This is a genomic window from Actinomadura hibisca NBRC 15177 (assembly GCF_001552635.1).
Taxonomy (GTDB): domain Bacteria; phylum Actinomycetota; class Actinomycetes; order Streptosporangiales; family Streptosporangiaceae; genus Spirillospora; species Spirillospora hibisca.
In genome coordinates this window covers 17,824-36,516 of sequence record NZ_BCRO01000018.1, presented here as the reverse complement: position 1 = coordinate 36,516, position 18,693 = coordinate 17,824, and the positions used below count along the sequence as shown (strand labels likewise).

Sequence of the window (18,693 nt, the reverse complement as noted above, 5' to 3'; positions counted from 1 at the left end):
GGGGGCCACGACCGTCAGGCGGTCCCGGGAGCGATCCAGGTCTCGTGCAGGTGCCGCCACAGCAGCCCGTTGGGGGCGGCCTCGTCGCGCACGAACAGCACGGTGCTGCGCCGGGCGCTGGTCTCGGCCGGAGACTGCTGGTGCTCCTCGTACACTGCGGCGATCAGGTCGCCCGCCTCCTCCAGCACGCGCACCCCGCGGATCTCGATGGCGAGGCCCGGCACCGCGCCGTGGGCCTTCTCCAGGTCGGCCATCAGCGCGTCGCGGCGCACGGCGTCGCCGCCGGGGCCGTGCAGGACGAAGCCGGGCGTGTGCCGCTCGACGAACGCCGCGTAGTGCTGCGCCGACCGCGGGACGGTCCCGCCCAGCCATTCCTCGATGAACCGGTGCTGGTCGATGATCTCGGTCTCCACCAGCGCGTCGGTTCCGGCGGGCATACTGCCCTTGCTCGTCATGGGCGTCCTCTCGGGTCCTCACGGCCGCGCGGCGGCCGGGACGACCAGGGTAGTAAGGATCTTGAATGGGGAAGGTAGGCACCATCCCCAGGCGCGCGCGGCGGGAGCCGCGCGGAAGGAGGAACGTGTCCGGCGAGACCGGCCCGGACCGGCACCGCGACCGATGCCGCGACGGGTCCCCTGACGCCCGCCCTGCCGTCCGCCCTGCCGTCCGCCCTGACGTCCGCCCCGACGCCCCGGGACGGGCCCGGTGAACGCCGCGCTCGGCCTGCTGGCCGTCCTGCTGCTGACCGCCGCCACCGGCTACTTCGTCGCGCAGGAGTTCGCCTACGTCACCGCCGACCGGCCCGACCTGGAGCGGCAGGCCCGCGAGGGCGACCGGCGGGCCGCCCGCGCCGTGCGGGTGATGGAGCGGTTGTCGTTCATGTTGTCGGGCGCGCAGCTCGGCATCACCGTGACCGCGCTGGTGGTCGGCTTCATCGCCAAGCCCGCGCTCGCCGACCTGCTGGAGGAGCCGCTGGCCGCCGCCGGGCTGCCCAAGGGCATGGTCGGCGGCGTGGCGGTGGCAGCCGGGTTCGTGCTGGCGACGGTGATCCAGATGGTGCTGGGCGAGCTGTTCCCCAAGAACCTGGCGCTGGCGCGGGCCGAGCCGCTGGCCCGCGCGCTCGCCTCGTCCACCCTGGTCTACCTGAAGGTCGCCGCGCCGCTGATCCGGCTGTTCGACGCCGCCGCCAACAAGCTGCTGCGCTCGGTCGGCATCGAGCCGGTCGAGGAGCTGCACCACGGCGCGACGCTGGAGGAGCTCGGCCACATCATCGGCGAGTCCGGCGAGGAGTTCCAGGCCGCGCACGCCGACCTGCTGGAGCGGGCGCTGTCGTTCTCCGAGCGCAGCGCCGAGGAGGTCATGGTGCCGCGCGTGGACGTGGTCACCGTCTCCGCCGACGCCCCGGCCGCCGCGCTCAACGAGATCATCACCGCGCACGGCCACACCCGCTACCCGGTGGTCGGCGACCGGGTGGACGACGTGCTGGGCGTGGTGGGGCTGGACGAGCTGATCCGGCTCAGCCCCGCCGAGATCGCCGCGACCCCCGTGCGGGCGCTCGCCCGGCCGCCGCTGATGGTGCCCTCCACGCTGCCGCTGCCGGAGGTGGTGGCCCAGCTCCAGGCGGCGGCCGCGCCGCTGGCGTGCGTGGTGGACCAGTACGGCGGCTTCGCGGGCCTGATCAGCTGGGAGGACGTGGCCGAGGAGCTGGTCGGCGAGATCGCCGACGAGAACGAGGTGGACGACGACCTCGCGATCCGCCGGGGCGAGTGGTGGACCACCGACGCGGGCCTGCGCATGGACGAGGTCGCCCACGAGACCGGCATCGCGCTGCCCGAGGGCGACTACGAGACGGTGGCCGGGCTGCTGCTCCAGCGCCTCGGCCGGATCGCCGAGCCCGGCGACGTGGTGACGGTGGACCTCGCGCCCACCCGGATGGACGAGCCGCCGCGCCGCGCGGTGGTGGAGGTGTTGTCGGTGCACCGGCACGTGCCCGAGCTGATCCGCGTGCGCGCCGTGGAGCGCGACCCCGACGAGGGCGACGGCGGCGGGGCCGCCGCGCGCGAGGACCGTACCGGAGGGACCGGATGAACCTGTCGGTGGGCGCGCCCCTGACGCTGGCGCTGCTGGTGGGCAACGGCTTCTTCGTCGCGGCGGAGTTCGCGCTGGTGGCGGCCAAGCGGCCGCGCCTGGAGAAGGCCGCCGCGCAGGGGTCGCGGGCGGCGGCGTCGGCGGTGGCGGGCATCCGCGAGCTGTCGCTGATGCTGGCGGGCGCGCAGCTCGGCATCACGATGTGCTCGCTGGGCCTCGGCCTGGTCTCCGAACCGGTGATCGCCGGGACGCTGACCCCGCTGTTCCACGCGGCCGGGCTGCCGGAGGGCGCCGCGCACGCGGTGGCGTTCGTGCTGGCGCTCGCGCTGGTGACGTTCCTGCACATGGTGATCGGCGAGATGGCGCCCAAGTCGTGGGCGATCGCGCGGCCCGAGCGGTCGGCGACGATCCTCGCCCCGCCGTTCCGGGGCTTCACCACGGTGGTGCGGCCGCTGCTGGCGGCGCTGAACGGCGTCACCAACCTGCTGCTGCGGCTGGTGGGCGTGCGGCCCAAGGACGCGGCGAGCGTGTCGCGCACGCCCGAGCAGCTGCGCAGCCTGGCGCTGGAGTCGCGGCGGCTCGGGCTGATCGAGGAGAACGACCTGTCGATCCTCACCGCCGCGCTGGACGCGCCGCGCGCGCCGCTCGCCGACCTGGTGATCCCGCCGGACGCCATCATCGCGGTGCCCGCGTCGGCGTCCCCGCAGGAGGTCGTGGAGACCGCCGCGCGGACCGGCCGGACGCGGCTGATGCTCGGCGCCCCCGACGCCGACGGCGGGCCGGTGCGGCTGGCCGAGCCGCCGCGCATGGTGCACGTCCGCGACGCCTACCTGGCGCGGGCGCGGGGCCGCCGGACGGGCGCGGGCGAGCTGGCGCACCCGGTGCCCACCGTGCCGGTCGACCTGCCGGTGGCCGAGGCGGTGGCGACGATGCGCGCCGCGCACAGCCATCTGGGGCTGGTGCGCGGCGCGGACGGCCGCACGGCGGGCCTGATCAGCCTGGACGACCTGCTCGGCACGCTGGTCACCCCGGCCTGAGCCGCCGTCCCCGCACGTTCGTCAACCGAGGTTGACATGGCCCGCTTGTCAACCTACATTGACGGCATGAGCGATGGAGTGACGCTCGCCCGCGAGGCGAGCAGCCGGGACCCGGCCGTCGGGCTGCGGGCCGTGCGCGCGCTGCGCGAGCTGGCCGAGCGGCTGGAGGCGTTGCAGGTGGCCAGCGCCCGCGAGCAGGGCTGGTCCTGGCAGGAGATCGCGGTCTGCCTCGGCGTCAGCAAGCAGGCCGTCCACAAGAAGCACGGCGGCGGACGCCGCCTTCTGTCGAAGGAGCAGTAGCGATGTTCGAGAGGTTCACCGAGCAGGCCCGCGCCGTCGTCGTCGACTCCCAGCAGGAGGCGCGCGACCTCGGCCACCGCCGGATCGGCACCGAGCACCTGCTGCTGGCGCTGGCCGGCGGCGACGGGCCCGGCGGGCAGGCCCTGCGCGCCCAGGGGCTGGCGGCCGGCGAACTGCGCGCCCGCGTCGCCCGGCTGGACGAGTCCGGCGACGACCCGCTCGACGCCGAGGCGCTGCGCACCCTCGGCATCGACCTGGACGCCGTCCGCGAGGCCACCGAGAGCAGGTTCGGGGAGGGCGCGCTGGACTCGTCCCCCGGCCGGTTCCGCCGGGGCGGGCGGCACGTCCCGTTCACCGCCCCCGCCAAGAAGACGCTGGAGCTGAGCCTGCAGCACGCGATCCGGCTCAAGAGCAAGGAGATCGGCGACGGCCACCTGCTGCTCGGACTGCTGCACGACCGGCAGTTCCTGTCGGTGCGGCTGCTGTTCGAACTGGGCGTGGACGCCGACGCCCTGCGCGCCGACGTCACCCGCCGCATCACCGCCGCGGCGGCCTGACCGCCGCAGGCGCGCATGAAGGCCCAGCTCAGAGGGTAGGACGGCTGTCCCGGGCAGCCGTCCGGACCGCGCGAGGGCGCGGGCACCCCAAGGAGGCACCATGCGCGTCGTGGTCGTCGGCGCCACCGGCAACGTGGGCACCAGCACCGTCCAGGCGCTCGCCGCCGACCCGCGGATCACCTCGATCCTCGGACTGGCCCGGCGGCAGGCCGACCTGGACATCGACAAGGCCGAGTGGGCGAAGGCCGACGTCACCCGCGACGACCTGGCCGCGCTGTTCCGCGGCGCGGACGTGGTCGTCCACCTGGCGTGGTTGTTCCAGCCCACCCGCAATCCGTGGGTGACCTGGCGGAACAACGTGCTGGGCAGCGAGCGGGTCTTCCGGGCCGTCGTCGACGCGGGCGTCCCCGCCCTGGTCTACTCCTCCTCCGTCGGCGCCTACTCCCCCTCCGACAAGGAGCACCGCCGCGACGAGTCCTGGCCCACCCACGGCTGGCCCGAGGCCGCCTACAGCCGCGAGAAGGCGTACGTGGAACGGCTGCTGGACGGCGTGGAGGCCGAGCACCCCGGCCTGCGGGCGGTGCGGCTGCGGCCCGGCTTCATCTTCAAGCGCGAGGCGGCCACCGGGCAGCGCCGCCTGTTCGGCGGGCCGCTGGTGCCCGGGTCGCTGGTGCGGCCGGGCCTGATCCCGGTGTTCCCCGACATCCCCGACCTGGCCTTCCAGGCGCTGCACTCCTCCGACGCGGGCGAGGCGTTCCGGCTGGCGGTGACCGGCGAGGCGCGCGGGGCGTTCAACGTCGCGGCCGAACCGGTGATCGACGCCGCCGAGCTGGCCGGGATGTTCGGGGCGCGCCGGGTGCCGGTCCCGGCGGCCGGGGCGCGCGCCGCGCTGGCGGCGGCGTGGCGGCTCGGCCTGGTCCCGGCCTCGCCGTACCTGTTCGACCTGGTGCTGCGCGCCCCGATCATGGACACCGCTCGGGCCCGGGACGAGCTGGGCTGGACGCCCGAGCGCAGCGGCACCAGCGCGATGCGGGAGTTCCTGGAGGGCCTGCGCGAGGGCGCCGGGATGGAGACGCCGCCGCTGGCGCCGGAGACCAGCGGGCCCCTGCGGCTGCGCGAGCTGATGACGGGCATCGGCCGCCGCCCCTGAGCCGTCCGCCGATCAGCGGCCGCCCAGCCGCGCCAGCACCACCGTGCACGCATCGCGGCGCTTCGCGTCGCGAGGAAATCGGCGGGCGCACTCTTTCCTTGCCCAGCCCGTGGCGGCGGGCGGCGCGGCGGCGGACGGCCGGGCGATGGGCTTGCGCGACGGCTTGGCCGGGCGCGACGGACGCGACGGGCTCGACGCGCGAGGCGGCCGGGCCGAGCGGGACGGCCGTTCCGCACGGGCCTCGGGCCGCCGCTCCGCCTGCGCCTCCCGCTTCCGTTCCCTGGATCGGGGCAGCAGGGACGGAGCGAGTTGCCCCGCGATCGTCGCAGGAACCGATGAGGGACGCGCCGCGACCGGCGGCGGGGTCTCGGCGGCCGCCGTCCCAGGGGTGAGCGCGCCGGAACCGCGCTGCGGCGCGTCGCCGGGCAGCGTCAGCCCGGCGACGAGCACCGCCGAGCCGAGGGCCGCCGCCAGATACGGGAGCCGCCGGGGGCCGGGAGGCTGCGGCGCGGCCCTGGTGTAGCCGGACGGCGGGATTCGGCGGTGATGGCGCGAGGCAGGGCGCATGCCAGGATCATCACGGTACGCGTCCAGCCGGACACGGGAAACGGCGCGGCCGTTGCCCGTCCGATACCTGGAAAGCCCCGCGCGGGCCGACGATCAGAGGCGGTCCACCGCGGTCACCCGGATGACCGCCTCGCCCTCCTGGTCGGCCCCGGCCAGGTCCACTTCCGCGCTGATGCCCCAGTCGTGGTCGCCCGCCGGGTCGTCGAACACCTGCCGGACCCGCCACAACTCGTCGGCGGGCACCTCCTCGATCTGGAGCAGCTTGGGGCCGCGCGCGTCGGGGCCGGTCAGCAGCTCGTCGTGCTCGTCGTAGTAGGCGTCCATGGCCGCGCGCCAGGCGGCGGCGCCGAAGTCGGGGTCCAGCTCGCCGAGCAGGTCGTAGCGCTCCAGCGCGGCCAGCTCCACCCGCCGGAACAGCGCGTTGCGGACCAGCACCCGGAACGCGCGGGCGTTGGCGGTGACCCGGGTGACCTTCTCCTCGATGACGGCCTCGGGGTCGTCCACCGGGTTGGCGAGCTGCTCCCACTCGTCCAGCAGGCTGGAGTCGACCTGGCGGACCAGCTCGCCCAGCCACTCGATCAGGTCGATCAGGTCGTCGTTCTTGATGGACTCGGGCACCGTCTGCTGGAGCGCCTTGTAGGCGCCCGACAGGTAGCGCAGCACCAGGCCCTCGCCGCGCGCCAGCTCGTAGTAGCCGGTGTACTCGGTGAAGGTCATCGCGCGCTCGTACATGTCGCGCACGACGGTCTTGGGGCGCAGCTCGTGGTCGCCGACCCACGGGTGCCCGGCCCGGTAGATCTCGTAGGCGGCCGTCAGCTCCTCTTCGAGGGGCTTGGGGTAGTCGACGTCCTGGAGCAGCTCCATGCGCTCCTCGTACTCGATGCCCTCGGCCTTCATCGCCTGCACGGCCTCGCCGCGCGCCTTGTTGAGCTGGGCGGCGAGGATCTGTCGCGGATCGTCCAGCGTCGCCTCGATGACCGACAGCACGTCCAGCGCGTAGGAGGGCGAGGAGGGGTCGAGGATCTCGAAGGCGGCCAGCGCGAAGGTGGACAGCGGCTGGTTGAGCGCGAAGTCCTCCTGGAGGTCGACGGTGATGCGCGCGTAGCGGCCCTGCTCGTCGGGGACCTCCAGCGACTCGACCACGCCCCCGGCCAGCAGCGACCGGTAGATGGCGACGGCGCGGGCGATGTGGCGGCGCTGGGCGGCCTTGTCCTCGTGGTTGTCGGTGAGCAGCCGCCGCATGGCCGCGAAGGCGTTGCCGGGGCGGGCGATCACCGACAGCAGCATGGCGTGGCTGACCTGGAAGCGGGACCGCAGCAGCTCGGGCTCGGCGGTCTGGAGCTTGCGGAAGGTCTCCTCGTCCCAGCCGACGAAGCCCTCAGGGGCCTTCTTGCGCTGGACCTTGCGGCGCTTCTTGGGGTCGTCGCCCGCCTTGGCGAGGGCCTTCTCGTTCTCCACCACGTGCTCGGGGGCCTGCGCGACCACGAACCCGACGGTGTCGAACCCGGCGCGGCCGGCGCGCCCGGCGATCTGGTGGAACTCGCGGGCGCGCAGCCGCCGCACGCGGTGCCCGTCGTACTTGCTGAGCGCGGTGAACACCACGGTGCGGATCGGCACGTTGACGCCGACGCCGAGGGTGTCGGTGCCGCAGATGACCTTCAGCAGCCCGGCCTGGGCGAGCTTCTCCACCAGCCGCCGGTACTTGGGCAACATCCCGGCGTGGTGCACGCCGATGCCGTGCCGCACGAACCGCGACAGGTTGCGGCCGAACTTGGTGGTGAAGCGGAAGTTGCCGATCAGCTCGGCGATCCGCGCCTTCTCCTCCTTGGTGCACACGTTGATGCTCATCAGCGACTGCGCGCGCTCGATCGCGGCGGCCTGGGTGAAGTGCACCAGGTAGATCGGGGCCTTCCGCTCGCCGAGCAGCTCCTCGATGGTCTCGTGCAGCGGGGTGAGCCGGTAGTCGTAGATCAGCGGCACCGGGCGCTCGGCGTTGGTGACCAGCGCGGTGGGGCGGCCGGTGCGGCGGGTGAGGTCCTGCTGGAAGAACTCGACGTCGCCGAGCGTCGCCGACATCAGCAGGAACTGGGCCTGGGGCAACTCCAGGATCGGGATCTGCCAGGCCCAGCCGCGCTCGGGCTCGGCGTAGAAGTGGAACTCGTCCATCACGACCACGCCGACGTCGGCGTCGGCGCCGTCGCGCAGCGCCATGTTGGCCAGCACCTCGGCGGTGCAGCAGATGATCGGAGCGTCGGGGTTGACGCTGGCGTCGCCGGTCATCATGCCGACGTTGTCACGGCCGAACATCTCGACCAGGTCGAAGAACTTCTCCGACACCAGCGCCTTGATCGGCGCGGTGTAGAAACCCACCTGGTCGTTGGCTAGGGCCGCGAACAGCGCCCCGGCCGCCACCAGGCTCTTGCCCGAGCCGGTGGGGGTGGCCAGGATCACGTTCGCGCCCGACACCACCTCGATGAGCGCCTCCTCCTGGGCGGGGTACAACGTGATCCCGCGTCTCGAGACCCACGTCTCGAACGCCGCGAAGAGCGCGTCGGGGCCGACGTCGTCACCGGAAGGAAGCTGCTCGATAAGGCTCACCCCTCCATCCTGCCCTTGATCGCATGGTGGATGCGCCAGAAGGGGGCCGGAGGGGCGGCCCGGACCGCGGTCAGATCTCCAGGTTCTTGAACGCCTCGACCTGGGCGGTGATGGCCCGCTCGGTGGGCAGCCGCTCGACCGAGGACGCCCCGAAGAAACCGACCACGCCCGTGGTGTTGGCGAGGACGTGCGCGGCGTCCTCGGGCTCGGCGATGGGGCCGCCGTGGCACAGCACGATGATGTCGGGGCGGACGGCGGCCGCGGCGTCCCGCATGGCCTGCACGCGGGCGACGGCCTCGTCCAGCGTGAGCGCGGTGCCCGCGCCGATGTTGCCCTTGGTGGTGAGGCCGACGTGCGGGACCAGCACGTCCGCGCCCGCCTCGGCCATGGCGCGCGCCTGGTCCTCGTCGAACACGTAGGGCGCGGTGACCAGGTCGCGCTCGTGGGCCAGCCGGACCATCTCGACCTCCAGGTCGTAGCCCATGCCGGTCTCTTCGAGGTTCTGCCGGAACACCCCGTCGTACAGGCCCACGGTCGGGAAGTTCTGCACGCCCGCGAAGCCCATCGCCTTGAGCTGGTCCAGGAAGCACGGCATCACCCGGAACGGGTCGGTGCCGCACACCCCCGCCAGCACCGGGGTGTCGCGCACGACGGGCAGGACCTCGGCGGCCATCTCGACCACGATCTGGTTGGCGTCGCCGTAGGGCAGCAGCCCCGCCAGCGAGCCGCGCCCGGCCATCCGGTAGCGGCCCGAGTTATAAATAATGATCAGGTCCACGCCTCCGGCCTCGGCGCACTTGGCCGACAGGCCGGTGCCCGCGCCCGCGCCGACGACCGGCCTGCCCTCGGCGACCGTGCGGCGCAGCCGCTCCAGCACGTCCTGGCGGTTCACTGCCGTCCCTCCGTGATCATCTCGTGCAGGCGCTCGGCCATGGCCCGGCCGAACGCGGGATCGTTGATGTGCAGGTCCAGCCGCTCGCCCTCGCCCATCTCGGCGAAGGCAGCCGCGTCGGCCTCCGGATCGTGGAAGGGCATGCCCTCGGCGTCCAGCGCCGACACCCCGCGCAGCGGGACGAACAGCCGGGTCGGGCCGGTGGCGGCGGCGAGCTTGGCGGCCAGGCGGCGGCCCAGCTCGGCCATCTCCTCCGGCGTGGTCCGCATCAGCGTGACGGTCGGGTTGTGCACGTAGAGGTTGCGGTCCTCGAACGCGGCCGGGACGGTGTCGCGCGGCCCGAAGTTGACCATGTCGAGCGCGCCGGGCGCCACGACCTGCGGCACGCCCGCGCGCCCGGCGGCCGTCAGCCGGTCCGGGCCCGCCGACAACACGCCGCCGACCAGGTCGTCGGCCAGCTCGGTGGTGGTGAGGTCCAGCACCCCGGCCACCATGCCGCTGTCGACCAGCGCCTCCAGGGCGCGGCCGCCCGCGCCGGTGGCGTGGAACACCAGGACCTCGTAGCCGAGTTCGGCCAGCCGCTCGCGGGCGGCGTCCACCGCCGGGGTGGTCACGCCGAACATGGACGCGGCGACCACCGGCCGGTCGTCGGCCGACTCCTCCCCCGCCGCGTGCGCCTGCGCCATCCCGGCGGCCGCGGCCGCCGCGTTGCCCAGCACGATCCGCGACACCCGGTTGACGCCCGCGACGTCCACCACGCTGTAGGTGATCGTGACGTCCTTGGCCCCGACGTAGGGCGCCACGTCGCCCGAGGCCATGGTGGACACGATCAGTTTGGGCAGCCCGACCGGCAGGTCCCGCACCGCCCGCGCGGCGATCGAGGACCCACCGCTGCCGCCGACCGCCAGCACCGCGTCGACGCGGCCCTCGGTGTACAGCCCGGCCAGCACGGCGGCGGCGCCCTCGCCCATCGCGGTGACGGCGGCGCCCCGGTCGCCCGCCGCGCGCAGCGCCGCGAGGTCGGTCCCGGCGGCCTGCGCGACCCGGTCGGCGCACACGTCGGCGGCCATCCCGGCGTCGGCCTGCACGCCGACGTCCACGAGGACCACCTCGCTGCCGAGCGCCCGCAGGCGGTCGCGCAACCAGGCGTACTCGGCGCCCTTGGTGTCCAGTGTCCCGACCAGCACGACGGTCGCCATGGCCTCACGCTCCTTCCGCGGACCTCGTCGTCTGCGCGTCCCTCCGATTATCGTCCCGGTCGCGATCTTGCCGGGCGCGGGGGTACGGCGAGGTCAGACGCCCGCGCGGAAGGTCTGCCGGTAGGCGGACGGCGGCACGCCCGTCAGGGCGACCATGTGCTGGCGCAGCGAGGCGGCGGTGCCGAACCCGGCCTCGGCGGCGATCCGGTCCACCGGCAGGGGCTGCGCGCGGGGTTCACGATCGTGGAGCCCGACGGCGGGGGCCTCCGCGAACTGGCCGCGCTGGTCGAGGCGGGGCGGCTGCGCGTCGAGATCGACACCGTGCTGCCGCTGGAGCGGGCGACCGAGGCGCACGAGATCGGCGAGTCCGGGCGCACCGCCGGGAAGATCGTGCTGACCGTCGCCGGGTAAAGCCCCGCTGCGCGGACGCCCTCCCCGGCATGTCAGGTCGCCACGGGAGGGCCGCACTCTCGCTAACGTCGCGGAGAGTAGTCGATCACTCTCTCTGGGGCACCATGCTGCTGTTGCTCGCCGCGCACTGCGCCGCCGCCCTGGCGGCCCCCGCGCTGGTCCGGTGGTTCGGGCGGACCGCCTTCCTGCCGCTGGCGCTGGTGCCGCTCGCCGCCGCCGCGTGGGCGCTGCCGCCCTGGCTGCGCGGCGACCGGCCGCGCGTCGAGGAGTGGGCGTGGATCCCGGACCTGGACCTGGAACTCGCGCTGCGCGCCGACGCGCTCGGCTGGCTGATGGTCCTGATCGTCGGCGGCGTCGGCGCGTTCATCGTGGCCTACTGCGCCCGCTACTTCGGCGCGGGGCAGCGGGGCGTCGGCGCGCTCGCCGGGGAGCTGCTGGCCTTCGCCGCCGCGATGCTGGGCCTGGTGCTGGCCGACGACCTGATCCTGCTCTACGTGTTCTGGGAGCTGACCACGGTCCTGTCGTACCTGCTGGTCGGGTTCGACGCCGAGCGCGCCGCCGCCCGCAAGGCCGCCACGCAGGCGATCGTGGTCACCACCTTCGGCGGGCTGGCCATGCTGGTCGGGCTGATCATGCTGGGCCGGGAGGCGGGGACGTTCCGGATCTCGGCGATCGTGGCCGGCCCGCCGCAGGGCACGGCGGTCTCGGTGGCGCTGGTGCTGGTGCTGGCCGGGGCGTTGTCGAAGTCGGCGATCATGCCGTTCGGACTGTGGCTGCCGGGCGCGATGGCCGCGCCCACGCCGGTCAGCGCGTTCCTGCACGCCGCCGCCATGGTGAAGGCCGGGGTCTACCTGGTGGCGCGGCTCGCGCCCGCCTTCGCGGCGGTGCCGGTCTGGCGGCCGCTGGTGCTGGGCCTCGGCGGCGCGACCATGCTGCTGGCCGGGTGGCGGGCGCTGCGCGAGCACGACCTGAAGCTGGTGCTGGCCTACGGGACGGTGAGCCAGCTCGGCTTCCTGACGGTGCTGACCGGCGCGGGCTGGCGGACGGCGGCGCTCGCCGGGGTCACCATGCTGCTGGCGCACGCGCTGTTCAAGGCCACCCTGTTCATGGTGGTCGGGATCGTCGACCACGCCACCGGCACCCGCGACCTGCGGGAGTTGTCGGGGCTGGCGCGCCGGGCCCCGGTGGTGTGCGGGGCGGCGGTCGCGGCGGCGGCGTCCATGGCGGGCATCCCCGCCACGCTGGGGTTCGCGGGCAAGGAGGCCGCCTACGAGGCGTTCGTCGAGGGACACGCGCCGGTCCTGACGGTGCTGGTCGTCGGGTCGGCGTTCACCGCCGCCTACAGCCTGCGCTTCCTGTGGGGCGCGTTCGCCCGCAAGCCCGGCGTCGCCGACACCGCCTGGCACCGGCCCGGCCCGCTGCTCCTCTTCCCGCCGGTGGTGCTCGCCGCGGCCTGCGTGCTGCTCGGCCTGTTCGTGGCGGAGCTGGACGCGCCGCTGGGACGCAGCGCCGGGCCCTACCCGGCCGGCGACTACCACCTGTCGGCCTGGCACGGCGTCGGGGCGGCGCTCCTGCTCAGCGTGATCTCGCTGGCGCTCGGCGCCGGGCTGTTCGGGGCCCGGAGCGTGGTCACCGAGGTCCAGCGGCGGCTGGTGCTGTTCGAGCCGAGCGAGGTCTACCGCCGCATCATGCGCGGCCTGACGGTGTTCGCGGTGCAGCTCACCGGCGCGGTGCAGCGCGGGTCGCTGCCCGGCTACCTGCTGGTCATCCTGATCACCGCCGCCTCGGTCACCGCGGGCGCGCTGGCGTTCGGCGGCGACTGGCCCGCGCCGAGCGCGCCGCGCTGGTGGGACGGCCCGGCCCAGGGCATGGTCGTCGCGCTGACCGTCGCGGCGGCGGTCGCGGCCGTCCGCGCCACCGGCCGCTCGCAGACCGTCGTGCTGGCCGGGGCGTCCGGGTACGGCGTGGGCACGCTGTTCGTGTTGCAGGGCGCCCCCGACCTGGCGCTCACCCAGTTCCTGGTGGAGACCGTCAGCCTGCTGGTGTTCGTCCTGGTGCTGCGGCGGCTGCCCACCGGGGCGCTGCCCCGGGCGCCCCGGCCCCGCCGGACCGGCCACCTGGCGGTCGGCGTGCTGAGCGGGCTGCTGGCGACGACGGCGACGTTGCTGGCCGTCCGGAGCCGCACCGCCCCGTCCATCAGCGCGGGGTTCCCGGCGGCGGCCGAGCAGGCGGACGCCGCCAACATCGTCGCCACCACGCTGGTGGACATGCGCGCCTGGGACACCCTGGGCGAGAGCTCGGTGGTGGCGCTGGCCGCGATCGGCGTGACCAGCATGGTGTTCGCCGGGCGGCGGGTGCGCGGCCCGCGCCGCGCCCGCGAGGCGGACGCCGGGACCGCCGTGTGGTCGGTGCAGGGCATCAACTCCATCAACACCTCCGGCGGGCGCGGGGACACCGCCGGGCAGGACGCTGAGGGGGGCCTGGAGGCCGGGGTGCCCCGGGAGCGGGCCTGGCTCGCGGCGGGCGGGACGCTGGCCGCCGAGCGCCGCTCCATCATCGTGGAGGTCGTCGCGCGGCTGGTCTTCCACACGGTGCTGCTGCTGTCGTTGTACCTGCTGTTCACCGCGCACTCGGCGCCCGGCGGCGGGTTCGCGGGCGGCATCGTGGCGGGGCTCGCGCTGGCGATCCGCTACCTGGCCGGCGGCCCGTTCGAGCTGGCCGAGGCCGCGCCGGTCAGCGTCGGCGTGCTGCTGGGCGTCGGGCTGGTGATCGCGGCGGGCACCGGGCTCGGCGGCCTGCTGTGGGGGGACTCGGTGCTGGCCAGCGGCTCCTGGGACCTGGACCTGCTGGTGCTGGGGCACCTGCACGTGGCGTCCTCGCTGGTCTTCGACGTGGGGGTCTACCTGATCGTGGTGGGACTGGTGCTGGACATCCTCAACGCGCTCGGCGCGGAGATCGACCGGCAGGCGGAGGAGGACGCGTGAGCCAGGTGACGGGCACCGTCGTGCTGGCGGTGGGCGGCGGCGCGCTGGTGGCGGCCGGGGTGACGCTGCTGCTGGAGCGCAGCATGGTGCGGCTGGTGGTCGGGCTGCTGATGCTCGGCAACGGGGTGAACCTGCTGCTGCTGACCGGCGGCGGCCCGGCCGGCGGCGCGCCCATCCTGACCGACGGGCTGTACAAGGTGTCGCGGATCCGCGCGATGAACGACCCGCTGCCGCAGGTGATGATCCTGACCGCGATCGTCATCGCGCTGGCCTCGGCGGCGTTCCTGCTGTCGATCGCCTACCGGGCGGCCCGGCTGAGCGGCGACGACGAGGTCCGCGACGACGTCGAGGACCGCCGGGTCAGCGGCGGCGACGACGAGCTGCGCGCCCGCATCCGCGAGCAGCGCCGCGAGTTCCGGCACTGGTCGCGCGCGCGGCGGCGGGAGATCCGGCGGGCGCGCGCCGAGCTGCGCGCGCAGATCCGGGCCGAGCGGGAGCGGCGCGCGGTGGCCGATCCCGCCGAGACCGACGACACCGACGACACGGGCGGGGCGGACAGCCCGGGCGGCCCGGGCGGCACGAGTGGCACGGGCGGGGCGGGCCGATGAACCAGCTGATGCCGCTGGCGGTGCTGCTGCCGCTGCTGGCCGCCGGAGTGAAGATCACCCTCGGGCCGCGCCGCCCGGGGGTGCAGCGCGTCATCAGCGTGACCGTGCTGGCGGCGGTGCTCGCCATCGCGGTGGTGCTGCTGGTGCGCGCCGACCGGGACGGGCCGCAGGTCGCCCAGCTCGGCGGCTGGCCCGCGCCGGTCGGCATCACGCTGGTCGCCGACCGGCTGTCGGCGCTGATGCTGACGGTGTCGGCCGCCGTCACGCTGTGCGTGATGATCTACGCGATCGGCCAGGACATGGCCGACCGCGAGCGGCCCGGCCCGCTGTCGGTGTTCCACCCGACCTACCTGCTGCTGCTCGCCGGGGTCGCCGACTCGTTCCTGGCCGGCGACCTGTTCAACCTGTTCGTCGGCTTCGAGATCATGCTGATGGCCAGCTACGTGCTGATCACCCTGGGCGGCACCGCCACCCGGGTGCGGGCCGGCACCACCTACATCGTGGTGGCGCTGCTGTCGTCGATGTTGTTCCTCATCGCGATCGGGGTGCTGTACGGCGCCACCGGCACCGTCAACCTGGCCCAGCTGTCGGAGCGGATCGCGGTGCTGCCGTCCGGGGTCGCGCTGACCGCCGAGGTGATGCTGCTGACCGCCTTCGGCATCAAGGCGGCGGTCTTCCCGCTGTCGATGTGGCTGCCCGACTCCTACCCCACCGCGCCCGCGCCGGTGACCGCGGTGTTCGCCGGGCTGCTCACCAAGCTCGGCGTGTACGGCATGCTGCGCGCCGAGACGCTGCTGTTCCCCGACGGGCGGCTGCGCACGCTGCTGCTGGTGGCGGCGCTGCTCAGCATGCTGGTGGGGGTGCTCGGCGCGATGGTGCAGACCGATATCAAGCGGCTGCTGTCGTTCACGCTGGTCAGCCATATCGGCTACCTGGTGTTCGGGGTGGCGCTGGGCACGCTGGACGCGATCACCGCCGCGGTGTTCTACGTGCTGCACCACATCACGATCCAGACCGCGCTGTTCCTGGTGACCGGGCTGGTGGAGCGGCGCGGCGGCGGGACCTCGCTGCACCGGCTGGGCGGGCTGGCCCGCACCGCGCCGCTGGTCGGGGTGCTGTTCTTCGTCCCGGCGATGAACCTGGGCGGCATCCCGCCGATGTCGGGGTTCCTGGGCAAGCTGGGGCTGCTGCGGGCGGGCCTCGCCGACGGCGGCCCGCTCGCGCTGGTGCTGGTGGGGGCCGGGGTGGTCACCAGCCTGCTGACCCTCTACGCCCTGGTGAAGGTGTGGAACCAGGCGTTCTGGCGGTCCCCCGGCGGCGTGGCGCCCGCCGGCGCGGGTCCGGCCGGGACGGGACCCGACGGCGCGGTGCCCGAGGACGCGGCGTCCGAGGACGCCGAGGGCGAGGAGGAGACCGCGCCGCCCACGGCGCGGCTGCCGGCCGCGATGGTCGGCGCGACGATCGCGATGGTGGCGCTCAGCCTGGCCTACACCGTGGTCGGTGGCCCGCTGGTGGCGCTGAGCGGCCGGGCCGCCGCCGAACTGCTCCAACCGCAGGGCTACGTGCAGGCCGTGCGGCCGATGACGCCCGGGAGGTCGTGATGGCGGAGATGCCGCCCTACAGCGTGCGGGTCGGGAACCGGGTCGTCCAGTTCCCGCTGGTGTTGTGGCTGACGGTGTTGTGGGTGCTGATGTGGGACCGGCCGTCGATCGCCAACGCGGTGTCGGGGCTGGTGCTGGCGCTGCTGCTGGTGCTGGTGTTCCCGATGCCGCCGATCGACCCGGGGCTGCGGCTGCACCCGGTGGGCCTGGTCCGGTTCGTCGTGCGGCTCACGCTGGACCTGCTGTACAGCGCCGGGCCGCTGGCCTGGCAGGCGGTCGGGGCGGGCCGTCCCACCGTCAACTCGGTGCTGGCGGTGCAGTTGCGGACCCGGTCCGACCTGATCATGACCGTCACCGCGATCACGCTGGCGGCCACGCCGGGCACGGTGGTGGTGGACGTGCGACGCGGCGACGCGACGTTGTTCCTGCACGTGCTGGGCGCCGACGACGACGAGACGGTGGCGCGGGCCCGGCGGGACGTGCTGGCGCAGGAGGAGCGCGTGGTGCGCGCCTTCGGCACCCGCGACGACCGCCGGGCCCTGGCCGAGGCGCGGAGGGGGGACGACCGGTGACCGCAGTGATCACGATCGCGGGCCTGGTGCTGGGGGTGGCGGCCGCGCTGACGCTGGCCCGGCTGGTGCGCGGGCCGACGATGCTGGACCGCGCGCTGGCGCTGGACGTGCTGGTCGCGGTGATCATGGCGGGGATGGGCGTGGAGGCGATCGGCCACGACGACCCGTGGGTGTTGCCGATCCTGCTGGTGTTGTCGGTGGTGGGGTTCGTCGGGTCGGTCGGCATCTCGCGGTTCATGGTGCACCGCGACGGCGCGGAGGAGGAGTGATGACGGTGGTGCGACGATGACGGTGGTGCGACGATGACGGTGGTGCTGGGGATCCTGCTGCTGGTCGGCTCGGCCGCCTCGCTGAGCGCGGGCCTCGGGCTGTTCCGGCTGCCCGACCTGCTGACCCGGATGCACGCGACGACCAAGCCGCAGGCCGTGGGCCTGCTGCTGGTGCTGACGGCGGTCGGGGTGCGCTTCCCGACCGTGGAGGTGATCACCACGCTGGTGCTGGTGATGGCCCTCCAGCTCACCACCGTGCCGGTCGCCGCGCACATCGTGGGCCGGGCGGCCTACCGCTCGGGGCTGCTCCGCCCGGACCTGCTGTACGTGGACGAACTGGACGCCGCCCTCGACAAGGACTGAGCGTCCCGCCCGCCCGGCCCGCTACGCCTCGACCTCCGACCGGTCGCCGCCCCACAACGTGTGGAACGAGCCGTCGCGGTCCACCCGCCGGTAGGTGTGCGCGCCGAAGAAGTCGCGCTGCCCCTGCACCAGCGCGGCCGGAAGCCGCTTGGCGCGCAGCGAGTCGTAGTAGGCGAGCGCGCTGGAGAAGCCGGGCGTGGGCACGCCGATCCGCGCGGCGACCGCCGTCACCTCGCGCCAGGCGTCCTGGGCTCCGGCGAGCGCGTCGGCGAAGTACTCGTCGGTGAGCAGCGTGGCCATCGCCGGGTCGGCCTCGTACGCCTCGCGGATGCGGTTGAGGAAGCGGGCCCGGATGATGCAGCCGCCGCGCCAGATGGTGGCCATCGCGCCGAGGTCGATGTCCCAGCCGTACTCGGCGCTGCCCGCGGCGATCTGGTGGAAGCCCTGCGCGTAGGCGACGATCTTGGAGGCGTACAGCGCCTGCTCGACCTTGTCGGCGAACCCGGCGTCCGCGACCCGCTCGGGCGCGGGGCCGGGCAGCCCCTGGGCGGCCTCGCGCAGGTCGGCGTGGCCGGAGACCGAGCGCGCGAACACCGCCTCGGCGATGCCGCCGACCGGTACGCCGAGGTCCAGCGCGGTCTGCACCGTCCAGCGGCCGGTGCCCTTCTGCTCGGCCTGGTCGAGCACCACGTCCACGAACGGCTCGCCGGTGGCGGCGTCGGTGTGCGCCAGCACCTCGGCGGTGATCTCGATCAGGTAGGACTCCAGCCGCCCGGTGTTCCAGGTGCGGAACACCTCGGCGATCTGCGCCGGGTCCAGCCCGGCGGCGTGCCGCAGCAGGTCGTAGGACTCGGCGATGAGCTGCATGTCGGCGTACTCGATGCCGTTGTGCACCATCTTGACGAAGTGCCCGGCCCCGTCGGGCCCGACGTGGACGCAGCAGGGCGTGCCGTCCACCTGCGCGGCGATCTTCTCGAACATCGGCCCGAGCGCGGCGTAGGACTCGGCCGAGCCGCCCGGCATGATGCTGGGCCCGTTCAGCGCGCCCTCCTCGCCGCCGGAGACGCCCGCGCCCACGAAGTGGAGGCCGCGCTCGCGCAGCGCCGCCTCGCGGCGCCGGGTGTCGGCGAAGTGCGCGTTGCCGCCGTCCACGATCATGTCGCCGGGCTCCAGCAGCGGCGCGAACTCCTCGATCACCGCGTCGGTGGGCTCGCCCGCCTTCACCATGACCACCAGGCGGCGGGGCCGCTCCAGCGCCGCGACGAACTCCTCGGCCGTCTCGGCGGGAACGAAGTCGCCCTCGTCGCCGAACTCCTCCACCAGCGCCTTGGTCTTGGCCGTGGTGCGGTTGTGCAGGGCGACGGTGTAGCCGTTCCGTGCGAGGTTGCGGGCCAGGTTGCGGCCCATGACCGCCAGGCCCGTGACCCCGATCTGCGCCTTGCCCGCCTGCTTGCCTTCCTGCGCCTTGTCCATGTGTGTCTCCTCCCCTAGGGGCCT

Annotated in this window: 18 protein-coding genes and 1 pseudogene; 12 read left to right on the top strand and 7 right to left on the bottom strand. The window is 74.3% G+C overall.

The genetic code is table 11. The features are described 5' to 3' along the window. Positions 1-14: 14 nt before the first annotated feature. Positions 15-455, bottom strand: a complete 441-nt coding sequence (locus AH6_RS08235) for a DUF4440 domain-containing protein (protein ID WP_245679233.1) — start codon at positions 453-455, stop codon at positions 15-17. Positions 456-705: 250 nt separating this feature from the next. On the opposite strand from AH6_RS08235, the gene AH6_RS08230 reads away from it, so the two are divergent. The 5 genes from AH6_RS08230 (at position 706) to AH6_RS08210 (ending at position 5,132) form a co-directional block, all read left to right on the top strand. Continuing rightward, complete coding sequence (locus AH6_RS08230) at positions 706-2,088, top strand: hemolysin family protein (RefSeq protein ID WP_067476216.1); 1,383 nt, start codon at positions 706-708, stop codon at positions 2,086-2,088. Further along, on the top strand, positions 2,085-3,125 hold the full coding sequence (locus AH6_RS08225) for a hemolysin family protein (protein WP_067476213.1): 1,041 nt from the start codon (positions 2,085-2,087) through the stop codon (positions 3,123-3,125). Before AH6_RS08230 ends, AH6_RS08225 begins: the two co-directional genes overlap by 4 nt. 66 nt (positions 3,126-3,191) lie before the next feature. Further along, on the top strand, positions 3,192-3,425 hold the full coding sequence (locus tag AH6_RS08220; protein WP_067476211.1) for an RNA polymerase subunit sigma-70: 234 nt from the start codon (positions 3,192-3,194) through the stop codon (positions 3,423-3,425). Between the two features lie 2 nt (positions 3,426-3,427). Next, positions 3,428-3,982 carry a Clp protease N-terminal domain-containing protein gene (locus AH6_RS08215; protein ID WP_067476208.1) on the top strand — a complete coding sequence of 185 codons (555 nt, stop codon included), beginning with the start codon at positions 3,428-3,430 and terminating at the stop codon, positions 3,980-3,982. A 100-nt stretch (positions 3,983-4,082) separates the two neighbouring features. Further along, the gene (locus tag AH6_RS08210) at positions 4,083-5,132 is read left to right on the top strand and encodes an NAD-dependent epimerase/dehydratase family protein (protein ID WP_067476204.1); all 1,050 of its coding nucleotides are present in this window, start codon (positions 4,083-4,085) and stop codon (positions 5,130-5,132) included. A gap of 12 nt (positions 5,133-5,144) precedes the next feature. Here AH6_RS08210 and AH6_RS43530 read toward each other — a convergent pair whose 3' ends face one another. From AH6_RS43530 to AH6_RS43525, 5 genes and pseudogenes are all read right to left on the bottom strand, one after another. After that, positions 5,145-5,699: a hypothetical protein gene (locus AH6_RS43530; RefSeq protein ID WP_157431339.1), complete on the bottom strand. Its 555-nt coding sequence runs from the start codon at positions 5,697-5,699 to the stop codon at positions 5,145-5,147. A 93-nt stretch (positions 5,700-5,792) separates the two neighbouring features. Continuing rightward, entirely contained in the window at positions 5,793-8,297 is a 2,505-nt protein-coding gene (locus AH6_RS08205; RefSeq protein ID WP_067476201.1) for a DEAD/DEAH box helicase, read from the bottom strand. 70 nt (positions 8,298-8,367) lie between these two features. Further along, positions 8,368-9,189, bottom strand: coding sequence for a phosphoenolpyruvate hydrolase family protein (locus AH6_RS08200; RefSeq protein WP_067476198.1), 822 nt, complete (start codon positions 9,187-9,189; stop codon positions 8,368-8,370). Further along, positions 9,186-10,388, bottom strand: coding sequence for a Tm-1-like ATP-binding domain-containing protein (locus tag AH6_RS08195; RefSeq protein ID WP_067476195.1), 1,203 nt, complete (start codon positions 10,386-10,388; stop codon positions 9,186-9,188). The genes AH6_RS08200 and AH6_RS08195 overlap by 4 nt, the downstream gene beginning before the upstream one ends. A gap of 93 nt (positions 10,389-10,481) precedes the next feature. Next, positions 10,482-10,607: pseudogene (locus AH6_RS43525) on the bottom strand (AraC family transcriptional regulator); the annotation flags it as partial. Between the two features lie 24 nt (positions 10,608-10,631). On the opposite strand from AH6_RS43525, the gene AH6_RS42200 reads away from it, so the two are divergent. The 7 genes from AH6_RS42200 (at position 10,632) to mnhG (ending at position 17,196) form a co-directional block, all read left to right on the top strand. Next, a complete protein-coding gene (locus AH6_RS42200) occupies positions 10,632-10,799 on the top strand; it encodes a zinc-binding dehydrogenase (protein WP_218005759.1) in 168 nt (55 codons plus the stop codon). Between the two features lie 104 nt (positions 10,800-10,903). Next, positions 10,904-13,783: a Na+/H+ antiporter subunit A gene (locus tag AH6_RS08190; protein ID WP_067476190.1), complete on the top strand. Its 2,880-nt coding sequence runs from the start codon at positions 10,904-10,906 to the stop codon at positions 13,781-13,783. Further along, the gene (locus tag AH6_RS08185) at positions 13,780-14,391 is read left to right on the top strand and encodes a Na(+)/H(+) antiporter subunit C (RefSeq protein ID WP_067476182.1); all 612 of its coding nucleotides are present in this window, start codon (positions 13,780-13,782) and stop codon (positions 14,389-14,391) included. The genes AH6_RS08190 and AH6_RS08185 overlap by 4 nt, the downstream gene beginning before the upstream one ends. Then, positions 14,388-15,992 carry a Na+/H+ antiporter subunit D gene (locus AH6_RS08180; protein ID WP_067476177.1) on the top strand — a complete coding sequence of 535 codons (1,605 nt, stop codon included), beginning with the start codon at positions 14,388-14,390 and terminating at the stop codon, positions 15,990-15,992. Before AH6_RS08185 ends, AH6_RS08180 begins: the two co-directional genes overlap by 4 nt. Next, entirely contained in the window at positions 15,992-16,564 is a 573-nt protein-coding gene (locus tag AH6_RS08175; RefSeq protein ID WP_067476174.1) for a Na+/H+ antiporter subunit E, read from the top strand. Before AH6_RS08180 ends, AH6_RS08175 begins: the two co-directional genes overlap by 1 nt. Next, positions 16,561-16,833, top strand: coding sequence for an MrpF/PhaF family protein (locus AH6_RS08170; protein WP_067476172.1), 273 nt, complete (start codon positions 16,561-16,563; stop codon positions 16,831-16,833). Before AH6_RS08175 ends, AH6_RS08170 begins: the two co-directional genes overlap by 4 nt. Positions 16,834-16,866: 33 nt before the next feature. Beyond that, complete coding sequence (gene mnhG / locus AH6_RS08165) at positions 16,867-17,196, top strand: monovalent cation/H(+) antiporter subunit G (protein WP_067476170.1); 330 nt, start codon at positions 16,867-16,869, stop codon at positions 17,194-17,196. A 21-nt stretch (positions 17,197-17,217) separates the two neighbouring features. On the opposite strand, the gene gnd is transcribed toward mnhG, so the two are convergent. Then, on the bottom strand, positions 17,218-18,669 hold the full coding sequence (gene gnd / locus AH6_RS08160; RefSeq protein WP_067476167.1) for an NADP-dependent phosphogluconate dehydrogenase: 1,452 nt from the start codon (positions 18,667-18,669) through the stop codon (positions 17,218-17,220). Positions 18,670-18,693 lie beyond the last annotated feature (24 nt).

What these genes read in the sequence shown, in the direction of transcription:
- AH6_RS08195 (WP_067476195.1), bottom strand. Translation starts at nt 10,388, where the DNA reads ATGGCGACCGTCGTGCTGGTCGGGACACTGGACACCAAGGGCGCCGAG.
- AH6_RS08190 (WP_067476190.1), top strand. Translation starts at nt 10,904, where the DNA reads ATGCTGCTGTTGCTCGCCGCGCACTGCGCCGCCGCCCTGGCGGCCCCC.
- gnd (WP_067476167.1), bottom strand. Translation starts at nt 18,669, where the DNA reads ATGGACAAGGCGCAGGAAGGCAAGCAGGCGGGCAAGGCGCAGATCGGG.
- AH6_RS43530 (WP_157431339.1), bottom strand. Translation starts at nt 5,699, where the DNA reads ATGCGCCCTGCCTCGCGCCATCACCGCCGAATCCCGCCGTCCGGCTAC.
- AH6_RS08210 (WP_067476204.1), top strand. Translation starts at nt 4,083, where the DNA reads ATGCGCGTCGTGGTCGTCGGCGCCACCGGCAACGTGGGCACCAGCACC.
- AH6_RS08235 (WP_245679233.1), bottom strand. Translation starts at nt 455, where the DNA reads ATGACGAGCAAGGGCAGTATGCCCGCCGGAACCGACGCGCTGGTGGAG.
- AH6_RS08175 (WP_067476174.1), top strand. Translation starts at nt 15,992, where the DNA reads ATGGCGGAGATGCCGCCCTACAGCGTGCGGGTCGGGAACCGGGTCGTC.
- AH6_RS08180 (WP_067476177.1), top strand. Translation starts at nt 14,388, where the DNA reads ATGAACCAGCTGATGCCGCTGGCGGTGCTGCTGCCGCTGCTGGCCGCC.
- AH6_RS08220 (WP_067476211.1), top strand. Translation starts at nt 3,192, where the DNA reads ATGAGCGATGGAGTGACGCTCGCCCGCGAGGCGAGCAGCCGGGACCCG.
- AH6_RS08225 (WP_067476213.1), top strand. Translation starts at nt 2,085, where the DNA reads ATGAACCTGTCGGTGGGCGCGCCCCTGACGCTGGCGCTGCTGGTGGGC.
- AH6_RS08215 (WP_067476208.1), top strand. Translation starts at nt 3,428, where the DNA reads ATGTTCGAGAGGTTCACCGAGCAGGCCCGCGCCGTCGTCGTCGACTCC.
- mnhG (WP_067476170.1), top strand. Translation starts at nt 16,867, where the DNA reads ATGACGGTGGTGCTGGGGATCCTGCTGCTGGTCGGCTCGGCCGCCTCG.